Genomic DNA, 14,560 nt, shown 5'->3' on the forward strand with positions numbered 1-14,560 from the left:
CCGGTCATCCGATCCGATACCCCACTCCCGGCACGGTCTCGATCACGGGCGGGCCGGCGAGCTTGCGGCGCAGCTTGAGCACGGTGAGCCGGACCGCCCCGGTGAACGGGTCGGCGTGCTCGTCCCACGCCTTCTCCAGCAGGTGCTCGGCGGAGACCACGCCGCCCTGCGCCCGCAGGAGCTCGGCGAGCACCGCGAACTCCTTCCTCGCCAGCGGCACGAACCGCCCGTCTCTGAACACCTCGCGACGCGACGGGTCGAGCGTGATCCCGGCCCGCCGCAGCACCGGCGGCGCGGCCGGCCGCGACCGCCGGCCGAGCGCCAGCACCCGCGCGGCCAGCTCGGGGAACGCGAACGGCTTCGGCAGATAGTCGTCGGCCCCGATGGACAGCCCCGTCACCCGGTCGTCGAGCTGGGCCGCGGCGGTCAGCATGAGCACCCGCGCGGCCGAGTCGGAGGCCACCAGCTCCTTGCACACGTCGTCGCCGTGCACGCGCGGCAGGTCACGGTCCAGCACGACCACGTCGTAGTCGTTGACCGCGAGGCGTTCGAGTGCCGCCTCGCCGTCGTGCGCCAGGTCGACCGCGTGCGTCTCCTCACGCAGCCACTCGGCTATCGCGTCGGCGAGCACGTGCTCGTCCTCGACCACCAGCACCCGCATGGCTTCTCTCCGGCCCTTCCCGTCGGCTACAGAGCCGAGTGTGGCTCAGACGGCGTTCGGCGGAGGTAAGCGGCCGGAGCGGGACGCCAGGAAACGCGGAGGAAACAGCCCGGCCTATTGCATCTCCCCTCGAACACCCACATGTCGTACCAACCAGATGGGGGAGACCACTCATGCGAGGACGAGCCCGCAGCGCCCTGGCCGCCGCGCCCGTCGCGTTCGCCCTGCTCCTGACCGGCTGCGCGGCCGGCGGAGCCGGCGGCTCCGAGGTGGCGTCGGTCACCGGCACCAAGGCCGCGACCAGCGCGCCACCGAGCGCCGATCCGCAGGAGAAGGGCATCAAGTACGCCCAGTGCATGCGCGAGCACGGCATCGACGTGCCCGACCCCGAGCCGGGCAAGGGCGTCACGATGAGGATCGGTCCCGGCACGCCGAAGGAGAAGGTGGACCAGGCCGCACAGGCGTGCAAGCAGTGGGCCCCGGCCGGCCAGCTCAAGGGCGGCGGCGATCCCAAGCGTACCGAGGCGCTGCGCAAGGCGGCGCAGTGCATGCGGGACAACGGCGTCGAGAAGTTCCCGGACCCCGACGGCGGCATGATGCGCATCACCCGCGACGACCCCGACTTCGAAGCCGCCCAGGAGAAGTGCCAGAAGGAGATGAGCGAGGCCGGTTTGGGAGGCCTGGGATGAGCATGACCACCCTCGACGGCAAGGACGGGAGAGGGAGCCGGGCGGACACCGGTTCGTCGCGCCCGCGCCGCCCCCGGCGGCGCGGGCGGGCGGTCATCGGGCTGCTGGTCGTGGTGGCCGCCACGGGCGGTGCGCTCGCCACGATCAACGGCGCCGGCCCGTTGACGCGACCGGCCGGCCCGACCGGCACGGCCGCGATCCTGCCCCCGGCCACCACCACGGTGACCAGGCAGACCCTCGACGACACCGTGGACGCCGACGGCCGGCTCGGCCACGGCCCGGTCACCGGCGCCGTGGCGAGGAGGCCGGGCACGATCACCTGGCTGCCCGCGAGCGGCGCGCGGATCACCCGCGGCCGCTCGCTCTACCGCGTGGACGACGAGCCCGTGACCCTCATGTACGGTGACACGCCCGCCTACCGCGACCTCCGGGTCGGCACGGAGGGCGCGGACGTCGAGAACCTGGAGCGCAACCTCCGCCGCCTCGGCTACGACGGCTTCACCGTGGACGACGAGTACACCTACGGCACGGCCGCGGCCGTCAGGGAATGGCAGGCCGACCGCGGCCTGGAGGAGACCGGGGTGGTCGAGCTGGGGCGGGTCGTGTTCGCGCCGGGGAAGGTGCGCGTGGAGAGCCTGGAGGCCGAGAAGGGTCAGCCGGCCCAGCCGGGCCAGAAGATCCTGACCTACACCGGAACGTCCCAGCTCGTCACCGCCGAACTGGACGCCGAGGACCAGCGGATGGCGCGGAAGGGCGCCAAGGTCCGGGTCACCCTGCCGGACGGCACGACGGTGCCGGGCAAGGTCACCGAGGTCGCCACGGTCATCAAGCCCGGCGAGGGCCAGGGGGCCGCCCCCGAGACCCGGGTCGAGGCCCTGGTCTCCCTCACGTCCGCGAAGGCCGCCAAAGCCGCCAAGGGCCTGGACAGTGCGGCGGTGGACGTGACCTTCACCGCCTCGCGGCGCGAGAACGTGCTCACCGTGCCGGTCGCGGCGCTGGTCGCGTTGCGGGAGGGCGGGTTCGGGCTGCAGGTCGTCGAGGGCGGCTCAGCCCGGTACGTCGCCGTCGAGACCGGTCTGTTCTCCGGCGGGCGGGTCGAGGTCGAGGGCGAGGGGCTGCGCGAGGGCATGACCGTGGGGATGCCGCGATGACGTACCCGATGATCGCCCTGACGGAGGTGTCCCGCGCCTATCCCGGCGGGGTGGCGGCGCTGCGCTCGGTGTCGCTGCGCGTCGAGCACGGCGAGCTGGTCGCGGTCGTCGGCCCGTCGGGGTCGGGCAAGTCCACGCTGCTCAACGTCGTCGGCACCCTCGACCGGCCGACCTCAGGCGCCGTCCAGCTCGACGGCCACGACGTGGCGGCGCTCTCCGACGGCCGGCTCTCGGCGCTGCGCGCGACCACGATCGGCTTCGTCTTCCAGCACTTCCACCTGGCCGCCAGGGTCCCCGCGCTGGACAACGTGGCCGACGGGCTCATCTACACGGGCCTGCGCCGGTCCGAACGCCGCCGCAGGGCCGCCGAGGCGCTGGAGCGCGTGGGGCTGGGGCATCGCATGGACCACGAGCCGCACGAGCTGTCCGGCGGGGAGCGCCAGCGGGTCGCCATCGCCCGCGCGGTGGCCGGCGAGCCGCCGCTCCTGCTGGCCGACGAGCCGACCGGCGCGCTGGACTCGGTGTCCGGCGCGGGCGTGATGGACCTGCTGCACGAGCTCAACGCGGCCGGCACGACCATCGTGATCATCACGCACGACCACGAGATCGCGAGCAGCCTGCCCCGGCAGGTGAGCATGCGCGACGGCCGGATCGTCGCCGACTCCGCCGCGGGCGTCCTCGCGACGGAGGGGCGGGTGACCCGATGAGCGCCCTGGAGCCCCCCGGGCCGGCGCCGGAAGAACCGCGGCCGGGGCCGGTGAGGACGCCGCCGGCGCCCGCCAGGATGCGGCCGGGGGACGTCGTGCGGGTCGGCGCGGTCGGCCTGCGCACCCGCCCGCTGCGGGCGTTCCTGTCCGCGCTGGGCATCGCCATCGGGATCGCGGCCATGGTCGGCGTGGTCGGGCTCTCGTCCTCCTCGGGCGCCGAGCTCGACCGTACGCTCTCCGCCCTCGGCACCAACCTGCTCACCGTCTCCGCCGGCGCCACGCTGACGGGGGAGGCGGCGCGGCTGCCGGTGGAGGCCGAGGCCATGATCGAGCGCGTCGGGCCGGTGCAGGCGGTCTCGTCCGTCGGCAAGATCCCCGAGGCGAAGGTCTACCGCTCGGAGCGGATCCCCGAGGTCCAGACCGGCGGGCTCAGCACGTACGCGGCCCGCCTCGACCTGCCCGCCACGATCGGCGCGACCCTGCGCGACGGCATCTGGCTCAACGCGGCCACCGAACGCCATCCCGCGGCCGTGCTCGGCGCGGCGGCGGCGCGGCGGCTCGGCGTCGGCGCGGCCGGCCCGGACACGCAGGTCGTCGTCGGCGGCGTGCGCTTCACCGTGGTCGGCGTGCTGAACCCGGTGGCCCTCGCCACCGACCTCGACAACGGCGTGCTGGTCGGCTGGCCGGTCGCCGAGGAGCGGCTGGGCTTCGACGGGCATCCGACGACCCTCTACACCCGCGCGGAGGAGGCCGGTCTTGAGGCGGTGCGCGAGGTCCTGGCCGGCACCGCCAACCCGGAGGCGCCGAACGAGGTGGACGTCTCCCGCCCGTCCGACGCGCTGGCCGCCAAGCAGGCCACCAGCCAGGCCTTCGCCGGCCTCCTGCTGGGCGTGGGCGCGGTGGCGCTGCTGGTGGGCGGGGTCGGCGTGGCCAACACGATGGTCATCTCCGTCCTGGAACGCCGGGCCGAGATCGGCCTGCGCCGCTCGCTGGGGGCGACCAGGGGGCAGATCCGCACGCAGTTCCTGGCGGAGTCGCTGCTCCTGTCGCTGCTCGGCGGGGCCGGCGGCGTCCTGCTGGGCACGGCGGTGACCACGGGGTACGCGCTGTACAGCGGCTGGCCCCCGGTGGTGCCCGCCTGGGCGACGGCGGGCGGCCTCGCGGCGACGCTGGCGATCGGGGCGGTGGCGGGCCTCTACCCGGCCGTACGCGCCTCGCGCCTCTCCCCGACCGAGGCCCTTTCCACCCCGTAGAAGACGAGGCCCTAGCTGATGGAGGCGTCGGTAGTGGCGTCCGGCGCGGGCTGTTGCGCGCCGCCATGAAAATGGACTACAGTCCGTTTGAATGGAGGAGCTGGAAATGCTGGGCGCGCAGCCGCCCAAGGAGCGCGCGGACGCGGCCCGCAACCGGCGTAAGGTGCTGGCCGCCGCGGCCAGGCTGTTCGCCGAGAAGGGCGTGGAGTCGGTCTCCATGGACGCGGTCGCCGCCGCGGCCGGAGTGGGCAAGGGCACGCTCTTCCGCCGCTTCGGCGACAAGTCGGGCCTCGCGGCGGCGCTGCTCGACGAGCGTGAACGCGACCTGCAGCAACGCATCCTGTCCGGCTCGCCGCCGCTGGGGCCGGGCGCGCCCGCCCGCGACCGGCTGGCCGCCTTCTTCGCCGCCTACCTGGAGTACGTGCTCGGGCACCTGGACCTGGTCAGGATGTCCGAGACCGCCAGCCCCGGCGCCAGGTTCCGCATCGGCGCCTACCGGTTCTGGCACCGCCACGTCGCCATCCTGCTGGCCGAGGCCCGTCCGGACGCCGACGCCGAGCCACTGTCCCACGCCCTCCTGGCGGCCGTGAGCGCGGAGGTGGCGGGGGTCCTGCGGGCCGAGTACGGCGCCGGCCGCGCCGCCGCCACCGTCACCTGCCTGGTGGAGTCGGTCTCTCACCAGCCGCGGGTGACCCACGGTCGCCGGTGAGCGCCGCTCACTGGGCCGCGCGCTTGAGCAGGGCGTCGTAGGCGCCGGCCTCGAAGGAGTCCACGACGGGGAAGCCGGCCGCCCATGGCCCCTGCCAGGAGACGCGCCTCGATCTGTCCGAGCCCGACGGCCTCGGTGTCGGTGCCGCGCCGGGGGTGCGGGCCGTTGAACAGTTCGAGGGGAAAAATGCGGTGCTCGACCCTGACCCGGCCGTCGAGCCCGAGCCGTGCGCGGGCTCGGCGTCGCTCGGCGGCGCCGTAGCGGCGGATCGGCCGCAGCCCTTCCTCGCCGGGAGCCATCAGAAGCCCTTGGCCAGCTCTCGGGCGTGCGCCTCGGCCTGCCGGCGCGTCTCGTCGCGGTCGCCGGTGAGCGTGGGGTGGAAGCGGATCTCGCTGATGTCGGTCAGGCCGGTCCAGCGCAGCCAGTCGGAGAAGTACGTGGACTGAAAGTCGCTGCCGAACTCCGGGCCGAGCCCCGGCCCCCACACGGCGCTGGTGTAGACGACGGCGACGCGGGTGCCGCGCCCCTCCAGCAGGTGGCTGTAGCCCTTCTCCGGGTCGACGCCGAAGATCCAACCGGGCTGGCTGACGACGTCGATGAGCTGCTTGAGCACGTACGGCACCGATCCGTTCCACATCGGGACGCTGAACAGCAGCCGCTCGGCGGAGGCGAAGCGCTCGAACGCGCGCCGGGCGGCGGTCCACGCCGCGGCCTCCTCGCCCTGCGGCTCGCCGCCGCCGAAGACGGTCATCTTGGCGCGCGCGCCGGCGGCGAAGTCCGGCAGGGAGCCGTCCCACAGGTCCCAGTGCTCGATCTCGTCGCCCTCGTGGGCGTCGCGGTAGGCGTCCGTGAACGTGCGGGCGATGCGCAGCGAATCGGAGTTCTCGCCGCGCGGGGAGGCGGAGACGTGCAGGAGCTTCGGCATGGGAGCACCTCTTTCTCGACAGTATCGGACCGTGGTCCGGTTAGTTGCGAGAACTATATGGACCACGGTCCGGTTACGTCAAGCCGTCAGGTGCGGGTCCAGCGCTGGTTGGCGGCGCCGTTGCAGGACCAGATCTGGAGCCTGACGCCGTTGGCCGTGGAGTAGTTGGGCACGTCCAGGCACTTGTTCGCGCCGATCGCGGTGATGCTGCCGTCGGCGTTGAAGCGCCACTGCTGGTTGTTCTGGCCGTTGCAGTCCCAGATCAGCACCTGGGCGCCGTCGGCGGTGCCGCGGCCGGACACGTCCAGGCACTTGCCGCTGTAGACCCGCAGCTCGGCCGCGCCGGTGGCCTCCCAGCGCTGGTTGGCCTGGCCGTTGCAGTCGTAGATCTGCACCGGTGTGCCGTTCGTCTGTGCGGCGCCGGCCACGTCGAGGCAGCGGCCCGAGCCCACGCCCTTGATCGCGCCGGCCGTGGAGCCGGGAGTGCCGGGCTCGCCGATGCTGCCGGGCGCCGACTGCAGCGCGGCGTACCAGGCGGCGGCCATCTTGTCGTAGCCGCCGGCGGTGGGATGGATGCCGTCGATCAGGTCGGCGGTGGTGAGCTTGCTGTGCATGTCGACCAGGTGGACGCGCTTGCCGGCGCTCACCTTGCTCTGGACGATGCCGGGGATCGCCGCGTTGAAGGCGCGGGCGGCCGACTCCTGGCCGGCGTTGGACAGCGGGATGATCGTCGCGACGAAGACGTCCGCGTTCGGCGCGCCCGCGGTGACGCGGTCGATCAGCGTGGACAGCCGTTGCGGCGCGCCGGCCAGGTTGTAGTTCTGCAGGACGTCGTTGGTGCCGAGGTGCAGCAGCACCGTGCGCGGCGTGTACGAGCGCAGCCAGCCGGCGATGTTCGCGTCGATCTGGTCGATCCGCCAGCCCGGATGGCCCTCGTGGTCGTGGTCGCCGAGGCCGGCGGGCCCGTTGAACTGCGAGCCGACGAAGTCGACCGTGTACCGGCCGCCGAGCAGGCGCTGCCACAGCCCGATCCGGTACCCGCCCGGCACCTGGGTGCCCTCGGTGATGGAGTCGCCGAGCGGCATGACCCGCGTCCCGCCGTTGGACTCGGCGGCGGCGGTCCCCGCCCCCGTCGCCATGGCGGCTAAGACGAGCGCCAGGGCCGTGAGCGCGGCGGCGCAGCCGCGTCTCCAGGCGCGCGGGCCCACTGCCCGGGCGGGGGCCGAATCGATAGGGGTCAAGGGAACCTCCTGATGCGTTGTTAGCGCTAACATTTCGCTGCCCGGCGCGGCGCTCCTTCCGCGAGGGCTGCTGGGGTGGTGGTGTGTGGCGGAGCAAATACCTCGCGGCGGCATCCGTCAAGCGCCCGCCCCCGCCTGCGACGGCCCCCGCCGGCCCGCCGGGACGCCCCCACCAGGCATGAACCGGTTACGGGCGCGCGGCGGCGTTCAATGAAACGTTCACGCCGCGGCGGCCGCTCGTCGGACCGATCCGCTGACGGCGCCGGCACCGCGATCATCCTGTGGACGTGCAACGGCGGCGCCAACCAGAAGTGGACCAGGAACTGAGGAAGGGACAGGCCGTAGTACTAGGAGGCCGCGTAACAGGTGGTCGTGCCGACCAGGCGGACGCCCATGCCGCGGGCGACGGTCAGCTCGAAGGTCAGCAACGTCCTGGGGTCGCGCAGCACCGTCACGTCCTGGCGGCCGTCGCGCAGGTCCAGGTCGTCGGCGATCTCGGCGTACCCCATGGCCTGGAGCTTCTCCCGCAGGCCGGAGGAGGCGTCCACCCGCTCGCTCTCCGCCCGCAGCGACCCGCGTACCTCGCCGGGGACGCAGGAGCCGTCGTCGAGCTGCTGTGGCGCGGAGCGGCGCAGGCCGGAGGAGCGGAGGAGGAGGTCGGCGTCGGCGGCGAGCCGGCTGGTGGCCTCGTCGAGCGTCGGGAGGCCGCTGCCCGCCGTGCACGCGCTGATCGCCGCGACGCAGACGAGCGCCACGGAGACTGCGTATCGGCGGGTACGCATGCTCCGGACCTTACCGGAGGCCCCGCGCCTCCGGCAGGGCCGCGCGGGATCAGTGGATGATCGACTTGAGCCGGCTCACCAGATGCTGGTCCTCCACGCACCGGCCGAGCCCGAGCGCCACCGAGTACAGGGGCCGCTCCGCCCGCCGCACCGGCATGTACAGCGCCGCGCGCAGCCGCCGGCCCAGGCCGCGCAGCAGCGCGCCGCCCCCCACCAGCACCGCGCCGCGCTCCCCGAGGTCGGCCACCAGCTCGGGAGGGCATCCCTCGACGGTCCCGACGGCGGCCCGCACGATGGCCTCGACCGGCTGCCTGGTCGCCTCGTAGATGAGCTGTACGGGCAGCGACACGGCCCGCTCCTGGCCGGTCTCGGCGTCCCGGCCCTGGACCGTCACGTGCCGCTGCAGCGGCTTCCAGTCGGTGCCGGCCTGGCGCTTGGCCTCCTCCGCCTCGGCCTCGTCGAGCAGCAGCCCGTGCTCGCGCTCGACCATGCGGACGATGGCGAGGTTCATGGCCCGGCCCCCGACGGGCACCGTCGCCGCGGCCACCACCGCGCCGTGGGACAGGACGGCCACGCGGGCCACGTCCCGCCCGATGTCGATGATCATCCGCCCGGTGCCGTCCCGCACCTGGACGCCCGCGCCCAGCGCCGCCGCGAGCCCGTGCGGGACGAGCAGGAGCCCGCGGGCCTCGGCGTCGTAGGCGACGTCCCGCAGCGCCACCTTGTCGATGGGCGTGGCGCCCTCCGGCAGCGCCATGACCAGGCGTGGACGGGCCGCGAAGGGCCGCCGGTGCACCTTGCGCAGGAAGTGCCTGACCAGCCGCCGGGTCAGCTCGCCGTCCACCGGCAGGCCCGCGCTGACGGGCCGGCAGGTCTCGTGGCCGCTCGTGGGGTCGGCCTCCGCGCCGTACTCCACGATCTTGCCTGTCCTGGCGTCGCGGACGACGGCGGTGGGCTCGTCCAGGACGATGCCCTTGCGCTTGACGTAGATCCGCGTGCGCGCGGCCCCCAGATCCACTGCCAGGTCCAGCCCCAGGATGCTCATGGCTGTCCAGGTGATATGTCCACCATGTCGGGATTTGTTTCCGGCGGAACATCAACGCAACACCACGAGCAGAACGGCGTCCTTTTACCCGGCCGGATTCCTCAGCTCCGCCAGGACCTCGTCGGCCCATTGGAGGCTGGTCCGCACCTGCGCCAGCCCCAGCCTCAGCGCGTACGCCCCGAACGAGGCCGGGGACTGGCACTCCAGCGTCGCCAGCCGCCCCTGGAACCCGGCCCGGATCCGCTCCATCACCGCGATCGCGTCGTCCCGGTCGAGCAGCGGCAGCAGGAACGCCTGGAGCGCGACCTCGCTCCGCGTCACGCCCACCGCCGCGTGCTCGATCATCCACTCGTGCAGCCGCCGCGTCCCCTCCGGGGTGATCGTGTACGTCTTGCGCCCCCTCACGCCCTCGGAGCCGGCGTCGACCAGCCCGTCGGCCGCCATCTTCACGAGCTCCGGATAGATCTGCGTGTGCCCGGCCTGCCAGACGTGGTTGAGCGAGTGCTCGAACTTCTTCGCCAGGTCGTAGCCGCTCGCCGGGCCTTTGGCCGAGAGCAGCCCCAGGAGCGCGATCCGCAGGGACATGGCGGTCAGCTTATCGAAGACTTGACATGTAAGAGCTTACATATCAATCTTCACATGTGGCTGATGACATGAAGACGCGGGAGGGCGGCGCGCTCGTCCTCGTGGCCGCGCTCGGCGGCATGTTCCTCGCGATGCTCGACCAGACGATCGTCGGCACGGCGCTGCCGCGCATCGTCGGCGAGCTGGGCGGCGGCGAGCTGTACACCTGGGTGGTGACGGCCTACCTGCTGACCTCGACGGTCACGGTGCCGCTCTACGGCAGGCTGTCCGACCAGCACGGCAGGAAGCCCTTGCTGCTGGTCGGGATGGTGGTGTTCGTGGCGGGCTCGGCCCTGTGCGGACTGGCCCAGGACATGACGCAGCTCATCGCCTTCCGCGCGCTCCAGGGGCTCGGCGCGGGCGCGCTGCTGCCGCTGTCGCTCGCCCTGGTGCTGGAGATGTTCCCGCCCGGCACCCCGCGCGGCGCGCGCACCCAGGGGGCTCTGGGCGGCGTGATGGCGCTGGCGTACCTGGCGGGGCCGTTCCTCGGCGGGGTGTTCACCGACCAGGCGAGCTGGCGCTGGGGCTTCTACGTGAACGTGCCGCTCGGCGCGGCGCTGATCGCGATCGTCGCGCTGCGCCTGCCGGGGCGGCCGGGCACCGGCGGCGGCGGGCGTCCCGACTACGCGGGCATCGCCGTCTTCACCGTCGCCATCACGGCCCTGCTCGTGGGGCTGACGGAGAAGGGGCTCGACGGCCACACCTGGACCGACGCGCCCGTGGCGGGGCCGATCCTGCTGGCGCTGGCCGCGCTCGCGGCGTTCGTGGCCGTGGAGCGGCGGGCGGCCAACCCGATGATGCCGATGCACCTGTTCGGCAACCGGACGTACACGCTGGTCAACGTCACCTCCTTCGTCACCGCGTTCTGCCTGTACGCCGGGGTCGTCTTCCTGCCGCGTTACTTCCAGGAGGCACTGGGCGCCGACGCCACCGAGTCGGGCCTGCGGATCTACCCCATGACGCTGGCCATGGTCGTGGGCAGCGGCATCATGGGCATGCTGATGTCCCGTACCAGGGTCTACAAGCCCTGGCTGCTGGCCGCGCCGTTCCTGCTCGGGGCCGGCACCCTGCTCTGCCTCAACCTCGCTCTGGACACCGGGGGCCTGGCGCTCGCCGGGTGGATGCTGCTCATCGGGCTGGGCATGGGGCCGATGTTCTCGGGGCTGACCGTGGCCGTCCAGCAGGCGGTGCCGCCCGCGTACCTCGGCACCGCCTCGGCCAACCTCACCTTCTTCCGGCAGATCGGCGGCTCCGTGGCGCTGGCCGTGGGCGGCGCGCTCTACACCTCCACGGTCACCGCGGAGGCTCCGGCGCAGGGCCTCGCCGCCGCGCACGCCTCGGCCGCGGCCGTCGCCGTCCCGTCGCTCGGCGTGGCCGGGGCGATGATCGCCCTCGTGGCGCTGGCGGCCATGCCGGGCCGGCGGCTGGAGCTGCCGGCCGTGCCGCAGACCAAGATTGACGCCGGTTTCGCGTCGTAAGGTACCCCGTGCGAAGCTGGGGGTGTCCCAACACCATGGAGGTCCTCAATGGCGGAATCACCGGAGCCGGAAGTCAGCGAAACTCCCGAGGACGAGATGAAGCGCAAGTTCCGCGAGGCGCTTGAGCGCAAGCGCGGCCAGCAGGCGGCCGGCGGCGCGGGTGGCAGGGGCGGCGATCCGTCGAAGATCCACGGCACGCACGGCCCGGCCGCGAACAAGCGATCCTTCAGGCGCAAGAGCGGCGGCTGAGTCAGACAGTTCCGGCAGGTCCAGAGGGGCGCGGTTATTCCGCGCCCCTCTTTTCTTTGCGCTGCGGCCAGGTAGATCTTTTGTCCGATTCATGAAGATTCGTTTGCGTTCGTCCCGGCGTGCGTGGTTTAGTCTTGCCATTCAACCAGCCGAATCCCGAACCACTCGGGAACCGGGGACCCACTTCGTTGGGGTGAATCCGGCAGCACGCCGGTAGGGCATCTCCTCGCCCGAACCCGTCAGCTAACCCGGTAGGCGTGATGGAGAGGACCCCCGCATGTCGTACCGCGTCACACCCCCGGACGCCGGCTCCCCACCGGTCGAGATTCCCGAGAGCGTAGTGCCGGCCGCCCGCTGAGCGGCCCCTCACCCCAGGCTCATTCCGCGCTCCGCGCAGCCTCCCCCCGTCAGGTGTTCATTCCCGGCTGCGCCTTTCTCCCCTGAGCGCGTGTCCCTGCCCCCTCGCAAAGGACTCACTGCTTCATGTCTCCCCGCTTTGGCCTGCGTTCCTGCGCCGTGCTCGCCGCCTGCTCGTTCGGCGCGCTCACCGCCGTCTCCACCCCCGCCCACGCCGACACCGACGAGAAGATCCTGCTCAAGGGCTCGACCACGGCCTCCTACTTCTGGGACGACGCCTCCGGCCGGGCCGGGGACACGGGCCTGCCCGCCAGCGGCAAGCCCATGCAGAAGGGCTTGGCCGCCAGCCCGAGCTGGCCCCTGCTGACCGAGGGCTACGTGATCTACAAGGGCAAGAAGATGCCCTTCTTCGTGGGCGACCGCGGCCCCGGCGTGCCCTCCAACTCGGGCATCATGCTCGACCTGGACGCCAAGACGTTCGCCGAGCTGACCGGCGGCAGGTTCAACCCCTCCACGCTGTACGTGGACGGCAACGGCGGCCAGGGCCACATCAAGGTCGACTACGTCATCACCAAGTGGGGCCCCGGCGTCGGCAAGAAGAACTACCCGGTGCCCTTCTCCACCGGCGCCTGGTCGCGCCGCGACAACAACCCGGCCAAGCCCCCGAAGGTCGCGGAGAAGCCGACGGCGACGCAGACCGTGCAGCCGGCGAAGACCACGACGAAGGCCGTGGAGAAGACGGCCGAGCACTCGGGCGCGCAGACGACGCAGGCGAAGACGCAGGCCCAGTCCGGCGGCGCGGCCGTCGAGCTCGCCGCCGGCCAGGCCGCGCCCGCCCCCGCGGGCGAGACCGCGCAGGCGAGCACCGGCGCGGTCGGCGCCGTGCTGTGGTTCGTCCTGGCTCTGGGCGGCGGGGCCGTGGTGGTGGCCGGCGCCCGGCTCCGGCGCCTGATCAAGGGCTGACCCCCGGCCCTGACGCTTTACGTCACCGGACCAGAATGAGATTCTGGTCCGGTGACGACCCGCGTAACCGCCAACGGCATCGACATCGCCTACGAGAGCTTCGGCGCCCCCGGAGGCCGCCCGCTGCTCCTCATCATGGGCCTCGGTGCCCAGCTCATCCACTGGGACGAAGGGCTCTGCGAGCTCCTGGCCGAGCAGGGACACCACGTCGTCCGGTTCGACAACCGCGACGCGGGGCTCTCCACGCACTTCGGCGAGGCGGGGGCGCCCGGTCCTGGCACGGCTCCGCCGTACCTGCTGGACGACATGGCCGACGACACCGCCGGCCTCATGGACGCCCTCCGCTGGCCGCAGGCCCACATCGTGGGCGCCTCGATGGGCGGGATGATCGCCCAGACGCTGGCCATCCGCCACCCGGAGCGCGTGCTGACCCTCACCTCGATCATGTCCACCCCCGGTCCGGAGGTCGCGCCTCCGACGGCCGAGGCCGCCGCGATCCTCATGGCCCGGCCTCCGGCCGACCGCGACGGCGTGCTGGCGCAGGCCGTACGGACCTGGTCGGTGATCGGCTCGCCCGGCTACGAGCTGGACCACGAGCGCATCACCACCCTCGCCGCCCTGGCCTACGACCGCTGCTTCGACCCGGCCGGGACCGGCCGGCAGCTCGCCGCCATCATGGCCTCGGGCAGCCGCGTCGAGGCGCTCGGCCGGCTGGACGTGCCCACCCTGGTGGTGCACGGCGAGGCCGACCAGCTCGTTCCCCTGGCGGGCGGCCAGGCCACCGCGGCGGCCATCCCGGGCGCCCGCCTGGTGACGTACCCGGGCATGGGGCACGACCTGCCGCGCGCGCTCTGGCCCGACCTCGTGGCCGAGATCACCAAGCTCACCACCGCCTGAACGCGCCGCGGCCCGCACCCCGTCACGGGGCGCGGGCCGCGGCGAGGCTCAGACCTCCAGCTTCTCCTCGATGCCCCGGAGCTGGTGCCGGGACATCGCGAGGTTGGCCCGGGCGCGGTCGAGGGCGAGGTAGAGGAACAGCCCCTTGCCGCCGCGTCCGGTGATGGGGCGGATGATGTGGTATTGGCCCCCCAGGGTGATGAGGATGTCCTCGATGCTGTCCTTGAGGCCCAGCGAGTCCATCGTGCGCAGCTTGGCCTTGACGACCTCGGTGTTCCCCGCGGCGGCGACCTGGAGGTCCAGGTCCTTCGATCCGCCGAGGGTGCCCAGCGCCATGCCGCTGCCGTAGTCGACGACCGCCGCTCCGACCGCGCCGTCGATGGTCATCATCTCCTTGAGAGAGACGTCCATGCCCGCCATGACTCCTCCTTCTCTGCCGGGTTCGGTTTCACTGCTTGGGTGCTGCGACGGCCGCCACGGCGGCGGCCGTCTTCCTGCCCTCCAGCCGCAGGAGCCCGACGTTCGCGCCGGGTCCGGCCAGGACTGTGAGGATGACGGTGGGGCCGGCCGCGTAGAAGGCCACGAAGCCGGCGGTGCCGGAGATCAGCGTCTCCTCGAAGGCGCCGTGCTGCGCCATGATCAGCATGCGCCTGCTCATGGCGAGCAGGGCCGCCGCCAGGGCCGCCGCCTGCTCGCCGATCTCGTCCGGCAGGTCGCAGGCCACCTGCAGGCCGTCCACGGTGCAGGCGACGCTCCCGCGCACGTCCGGCGTGCGCTCGCGCAGGAGCCTCATCTCCTCCAGGACCTCGTGCGTCGATTCCACCCGTGG

General features: G+C 72.9%; 17 protein-coding genes and 1 riboswitch. Of the genes, 9 read left to right on the forward strand and 8 right to left on the reverse strand.

What is annotated here, in order from left to right:
• Nucleotides 1-4: 4 nt before the first annotated feature.
• A complete protein-coding gene (locus SMD20_RS38830) occupies nucleotides 5-661 on the reverse strand; it encodes a response regulator transcription factor (protein ID WP_329590818.1) in 657 nt (218 codons plus the stop codon).
• A 173-nt stretch (nucleotides 662-834) separates the two neighbouring features.
• Between SMD20_RS38830 and SMD20_RS38835 the strand changes: the two genes are divergently transcribed.
• From SMD20_RS38835 to SMD20_RS38855, 5 genes are all read left to right on the forward strand, one after another.
• Nucleotides 835-1,350 carry a hypothetical protein gene (locus tag SMD20_RS38835; RefSeq protein WP_329590820.1) on the forward strand — a complete coding sequence of 172 codons (516 nt, stop codon included), beginning with the start codon at nucleotides 835-837 and terminating at the stop codon, nucleotides 1,348-1,350.
• Nucleotides 1,347-2,501 carry an efflux RND transporter periplasmic adaptor subunit gene (locus tag SMD20_RS38840; RefSeq protein ID WP_329590822.1) on the forward strand — a complete coding sequence of 385 codons (1,155 nt, stop codon included), beginning with the start codon at nucleotides 1,347-1,349 and terminating at the stop codon, nucleotides 2,499-2,501. Before SMD20_RS38835 ends, SMD20_RS38840 begins: the two co-directional genes overlap by 4 nt.
• Entirely contained in the window at nucleotides 2,498-3,208 is a 711-nt protein-coding gene (locus SMD20_RS38845; RefSeq protein WP_329590824.1) for an ABC transporter ATP-binding protein, read from the forward strand. Before SMD20_RS38840 ends, SMD20_RS38845 begins: the two co-directional genes overlap by 4 nt.
• 77 nt (nucleotides 3,209-3,285) lie before the next feature.
• Nucleotides 3,286-4,461 (forward strand): ABC transporter permease, encoded by a 1,176-nt coding sequence (locus SMD20_RS38850; protein ID WP_329592822.1) that lies wholly within the window; start codon nucleotides 3,286-3,288, stop codon nucleotides 4,459-4,461.
• A 91-nt stretch (nucleotides 4,462-4,552) separates the two neighbouring features.
• Complete coding sequence (locus tag SMD20_RS38855; RefSeq protein ID WP_329590825.1) at nucleotides 4,553-5,170, forward strand: TetR/AcrR family transcriptional regulator; 618 nt, start codon at nucleotides 4,553-4,555, stop codon at nucleotides 5,168-5,170.
• Nucleotides 5,171-5,468: 298 nt separating this feature from the next.
• Here the strand turns inward: SMD20_RS38855 and SMD20_RS38860 are convergent, their stop codons facing one another.
• The 5 genes from SMD20_RS38860 to SMD20_RS38880 form a co-directional block, all read right to left on the reverse strand.
• Complete coding sequence (locus SMD20_RS38860; protein ID WP_329590827.1) at nucleotides 5,469-6,095, reverse strand: FMN-dependent NADH-azoreductase; 627 nt, start codon at nucleotides 6,093-6,095, stop codon at nucleotides 5,469-5,471.
• 86 nt (nucleotides 6,096-6,181) lie between these two features.
• Nucleotides 6,182-7,336, reverse strand: a complete 1,155-nt coding sequence (locus SMD20_RS38865; protein WP_329590829.1) for a lectin — start codon at nucleotides 7,334-7,336, stop codon at nucleotides 6,182-6,184.
• A 347-nt stretch (nucleotides 7,337-7,683) separates the two neighbouring features.
• On the reverse strand, nucleotides 7,684-8,118 hold the full coding sequence (locus SMD20_RS38870) for a hypothetical protein (RefSeq protein ID WP_329590830.1): 435 nt from the start codon (nucleotides 8,116-8,118) through the stop codon (nucleotides 7,684-7,686).
• 49 nt (nucleotides 8,119-8,167) lie between these two features.
• Nucleotides 8,168-9,163, reverse strand: a complete 996-nt coding sequence (locus SMD20_RS38875) for a rod shape-determining protein (RefSeq protein WP_329590832.1) — start codon at nucleotides 9,161-9,163, stop codon at nucleotides 8,168-8,170.
• Between the two features lie 84 nt (nucleotides 9,164-9,247).
• Complete coding sequence (locus tag SMD20_RS38880) at nucleotides 9,248-9,748, reverse strand: PadR family transcriptional regulator (protein ID WP_329590835.1); 501 nt, start codon at nucleotides 9,746-9,748, stop codon at nucleotides 9,248-9,250.
• Nucleotides 9,749-9,804: 56 nt separating this feature from the next.
• Here SMD20_RS38880 and SMD20_RS38885 point away from each other — a divergent pair, with 56 nt between their 5' ends.
• The 4 genes from SMD20_RS38885 (at nucleotide 9,805) to SMD20_RS38900 (ending at nucleotide 13,731) form a co-directional block, all read left to right on the forward strand.
• A complete protein-coding gene (locus SMD20_RS38885) occupies nucleotides 9,805-11,265 on the forward strand; it encodes an MDR family MFS transporter (protein WP_329590837.1) in 1,461 nt (486 codons plus the stop codon).
• A gap of 48 nt (nucleotides 11,266-11,313) precedes the next feature.
• Complete coding sequence (locus SMD20_RS38890) at nucleotides 11,314-11,514, forward strand: DUF5302 domain-containing protein (RefSeq protein ID WP_329590838.1); 201 nt, start codon at nucleotides 11,314-11,316, stop codon at nucleotides 11,512-11,514.
• 137 nt (nucleotides 11,515-11,651) lie between these two features.
• Nucleotides 11,652-11,787, forward strand: a riboswitch (cyclic di-AMP (ydaO/yuaA leader).
• Nucleotides 11,788-11,997: 210 nt separating this feature from the next.
• The gene (locus SMD20_RS38895; protein WP_329590839.1) at nucleotides 11,998-12,834 is read left to right on the forward strand and encodes a hypothetical protein; all 837 of its coding nucleotides are present in this window, start codon (nucleotides 11,998-12,000) and stop codon (nucleotides 12,832-12,834) included.
• A 51-nt stretch (nucleotides 12,835-12,885) separates the two neighbouring features.
• On the forward strand, nucleotides 12,886-13,731 hold the full coding sequence (locus tag SMD20_RS38900) for an alpha/beta fold hydrolase (protein WP_329590840.1): 846 nt from the start codon (nucleotides 12,886-12,888) through the stop codon (nucleotides 13,729-13,731).
• A 48-nt stretch (nucleotides 13,732-13,779) separates the two neighbouring features.
• On the opposite strand, the gene SMD20_RS38905 is transcribed toward SMD20_RS38900, so the two are convergent.
• Together SMD20_RS38905 and SMD20_RS38910 are read right to left on the reverse strand one after the other, a co-directional pair.
• Nucleotides 13,780-14,151, reverse strand: a complete 372-nt coding sequence (locus tag SMD20_RS38905) for a hypothetical protein (protein WP_020541337.1) — start codon at nucleotides 14,149-14,151, stop codon at nucleotides 13,780-13,782.
• A 28-nt stretch (nucleotides 14,152-14,179) separates the two neighbouring features.
• Complete coding sequence (locus SMD20_RS38910; protein ID WP_329590842.1) at nucleotides 14,180-14,554, reverse strand: roadblock/LC7 domain-containing protein; 375 nt, start codon at nucleotides 14,552-14,554, stop codon at nucleotides 14,180-14,182.
• Nucleotides 14,555-14,560 lie beyond the last annotated feature (6 nt).

Source organism: Nonomuraea sp. LP-02, from assembly GCF_036289125.1.
Taxonomy (GTDB): Bacteria; Actinomycetota; Actinomycetes; order Streptosporangiales; family Streptosporangiaceae; genus Nonomuraea; species Nonomuraea bangladeshensis.

Coding starts and splice junctions, on each gene's coding strand:
- SMD20_RS38830 (WP_329590818.1), bottom strand. CDS start 661: ATGCGGGTGCTGGTGGTCGAGGACGAGCACGTGCTCGCCGACGCGATA.
- SMD20_RS38835 (WP_329590820.1), top strand. CDS start 835: ATGCGAGGACGAGCCCGCAGCGCCCTGGCCGCCGCGCCCGTCGCGTTC.
- SMD20_RS38840 (WP_329590822.1), top strand. CDS start 1,347: ATGAGCATGACCACCCTCGACGGCAAGGACGGGAGAGGGAGCCGGGCG.
- SMD20_RS38845 (WP_329590824.1), top strand. CDS start 2,498: ATGACGTACCCGATGATCGCCCTGACGGAGGTGTCCCGCGCCTATCCC.
- SMD20_RS38850 (WP_329592822.1), top strand. CDS start 3,286: ATGCGGCCGGGGGACGTCGTGCGGGTCGGCGCGGTCGGCCTGCGCACC.
- SMD20_RS38855 (WP_329590825.1), top strand. CDS start 4,553: ATGGAGGAGCTGGAAATGCTGGGCGCGCAGCCGCCCAAGGAGCGCGCG.
- SMD20_RS38860 (WP_329590827.1), bottom strand. CDS start 6,095: ATGCCGAAGCTCCTGCACGTCTCCGCCTCCCCGCGCGGCGAGAACTCC.
- SMD20_RS38870 (WP_329590830.1), bottom strand. CDS start 8,118: ATGCGTACCCGCCGATACGCAGTCTCCGTGGCGCTCGTCTGCGTCGCG.
- SMD20_RS38875 (WP_329590832.1), bottom strand. CDS start 9,163: ATGAGCATCCTGGGGCTGGACCTGGCAGTGGATCTGGGGGCCGCGCGC.
- SMD20_RS38880 (WP_329590835.1), bottom strand. CDS start 9,748: ATGTCCCTGCGGATCGCGCTCCTGGGGCTGCTCTCGGCCAAAGGCCCG.
- SMD20_RS38890 (WP_329590838.1), top strand. CDS start 11,314: ATGGCGGAATCACCGGAGCCGGAAGTCAGCGAAACTCCCGAGGACGAG.
- SMD20_RS38895 (WP_329590839.1), top strand. CDS start 11,998: ATGTCTCCCCGCTTTGGCCTGCGTTCCTGCGCCGTGCTCGCCGCCTGC.
- SMD20_RS38905 (WP_020541337.1), bottom strand. CDS start 14,151: ATGGCGGGCATGGACGTCTCTCTCAAGGAGATGATGACCATCGACGGC.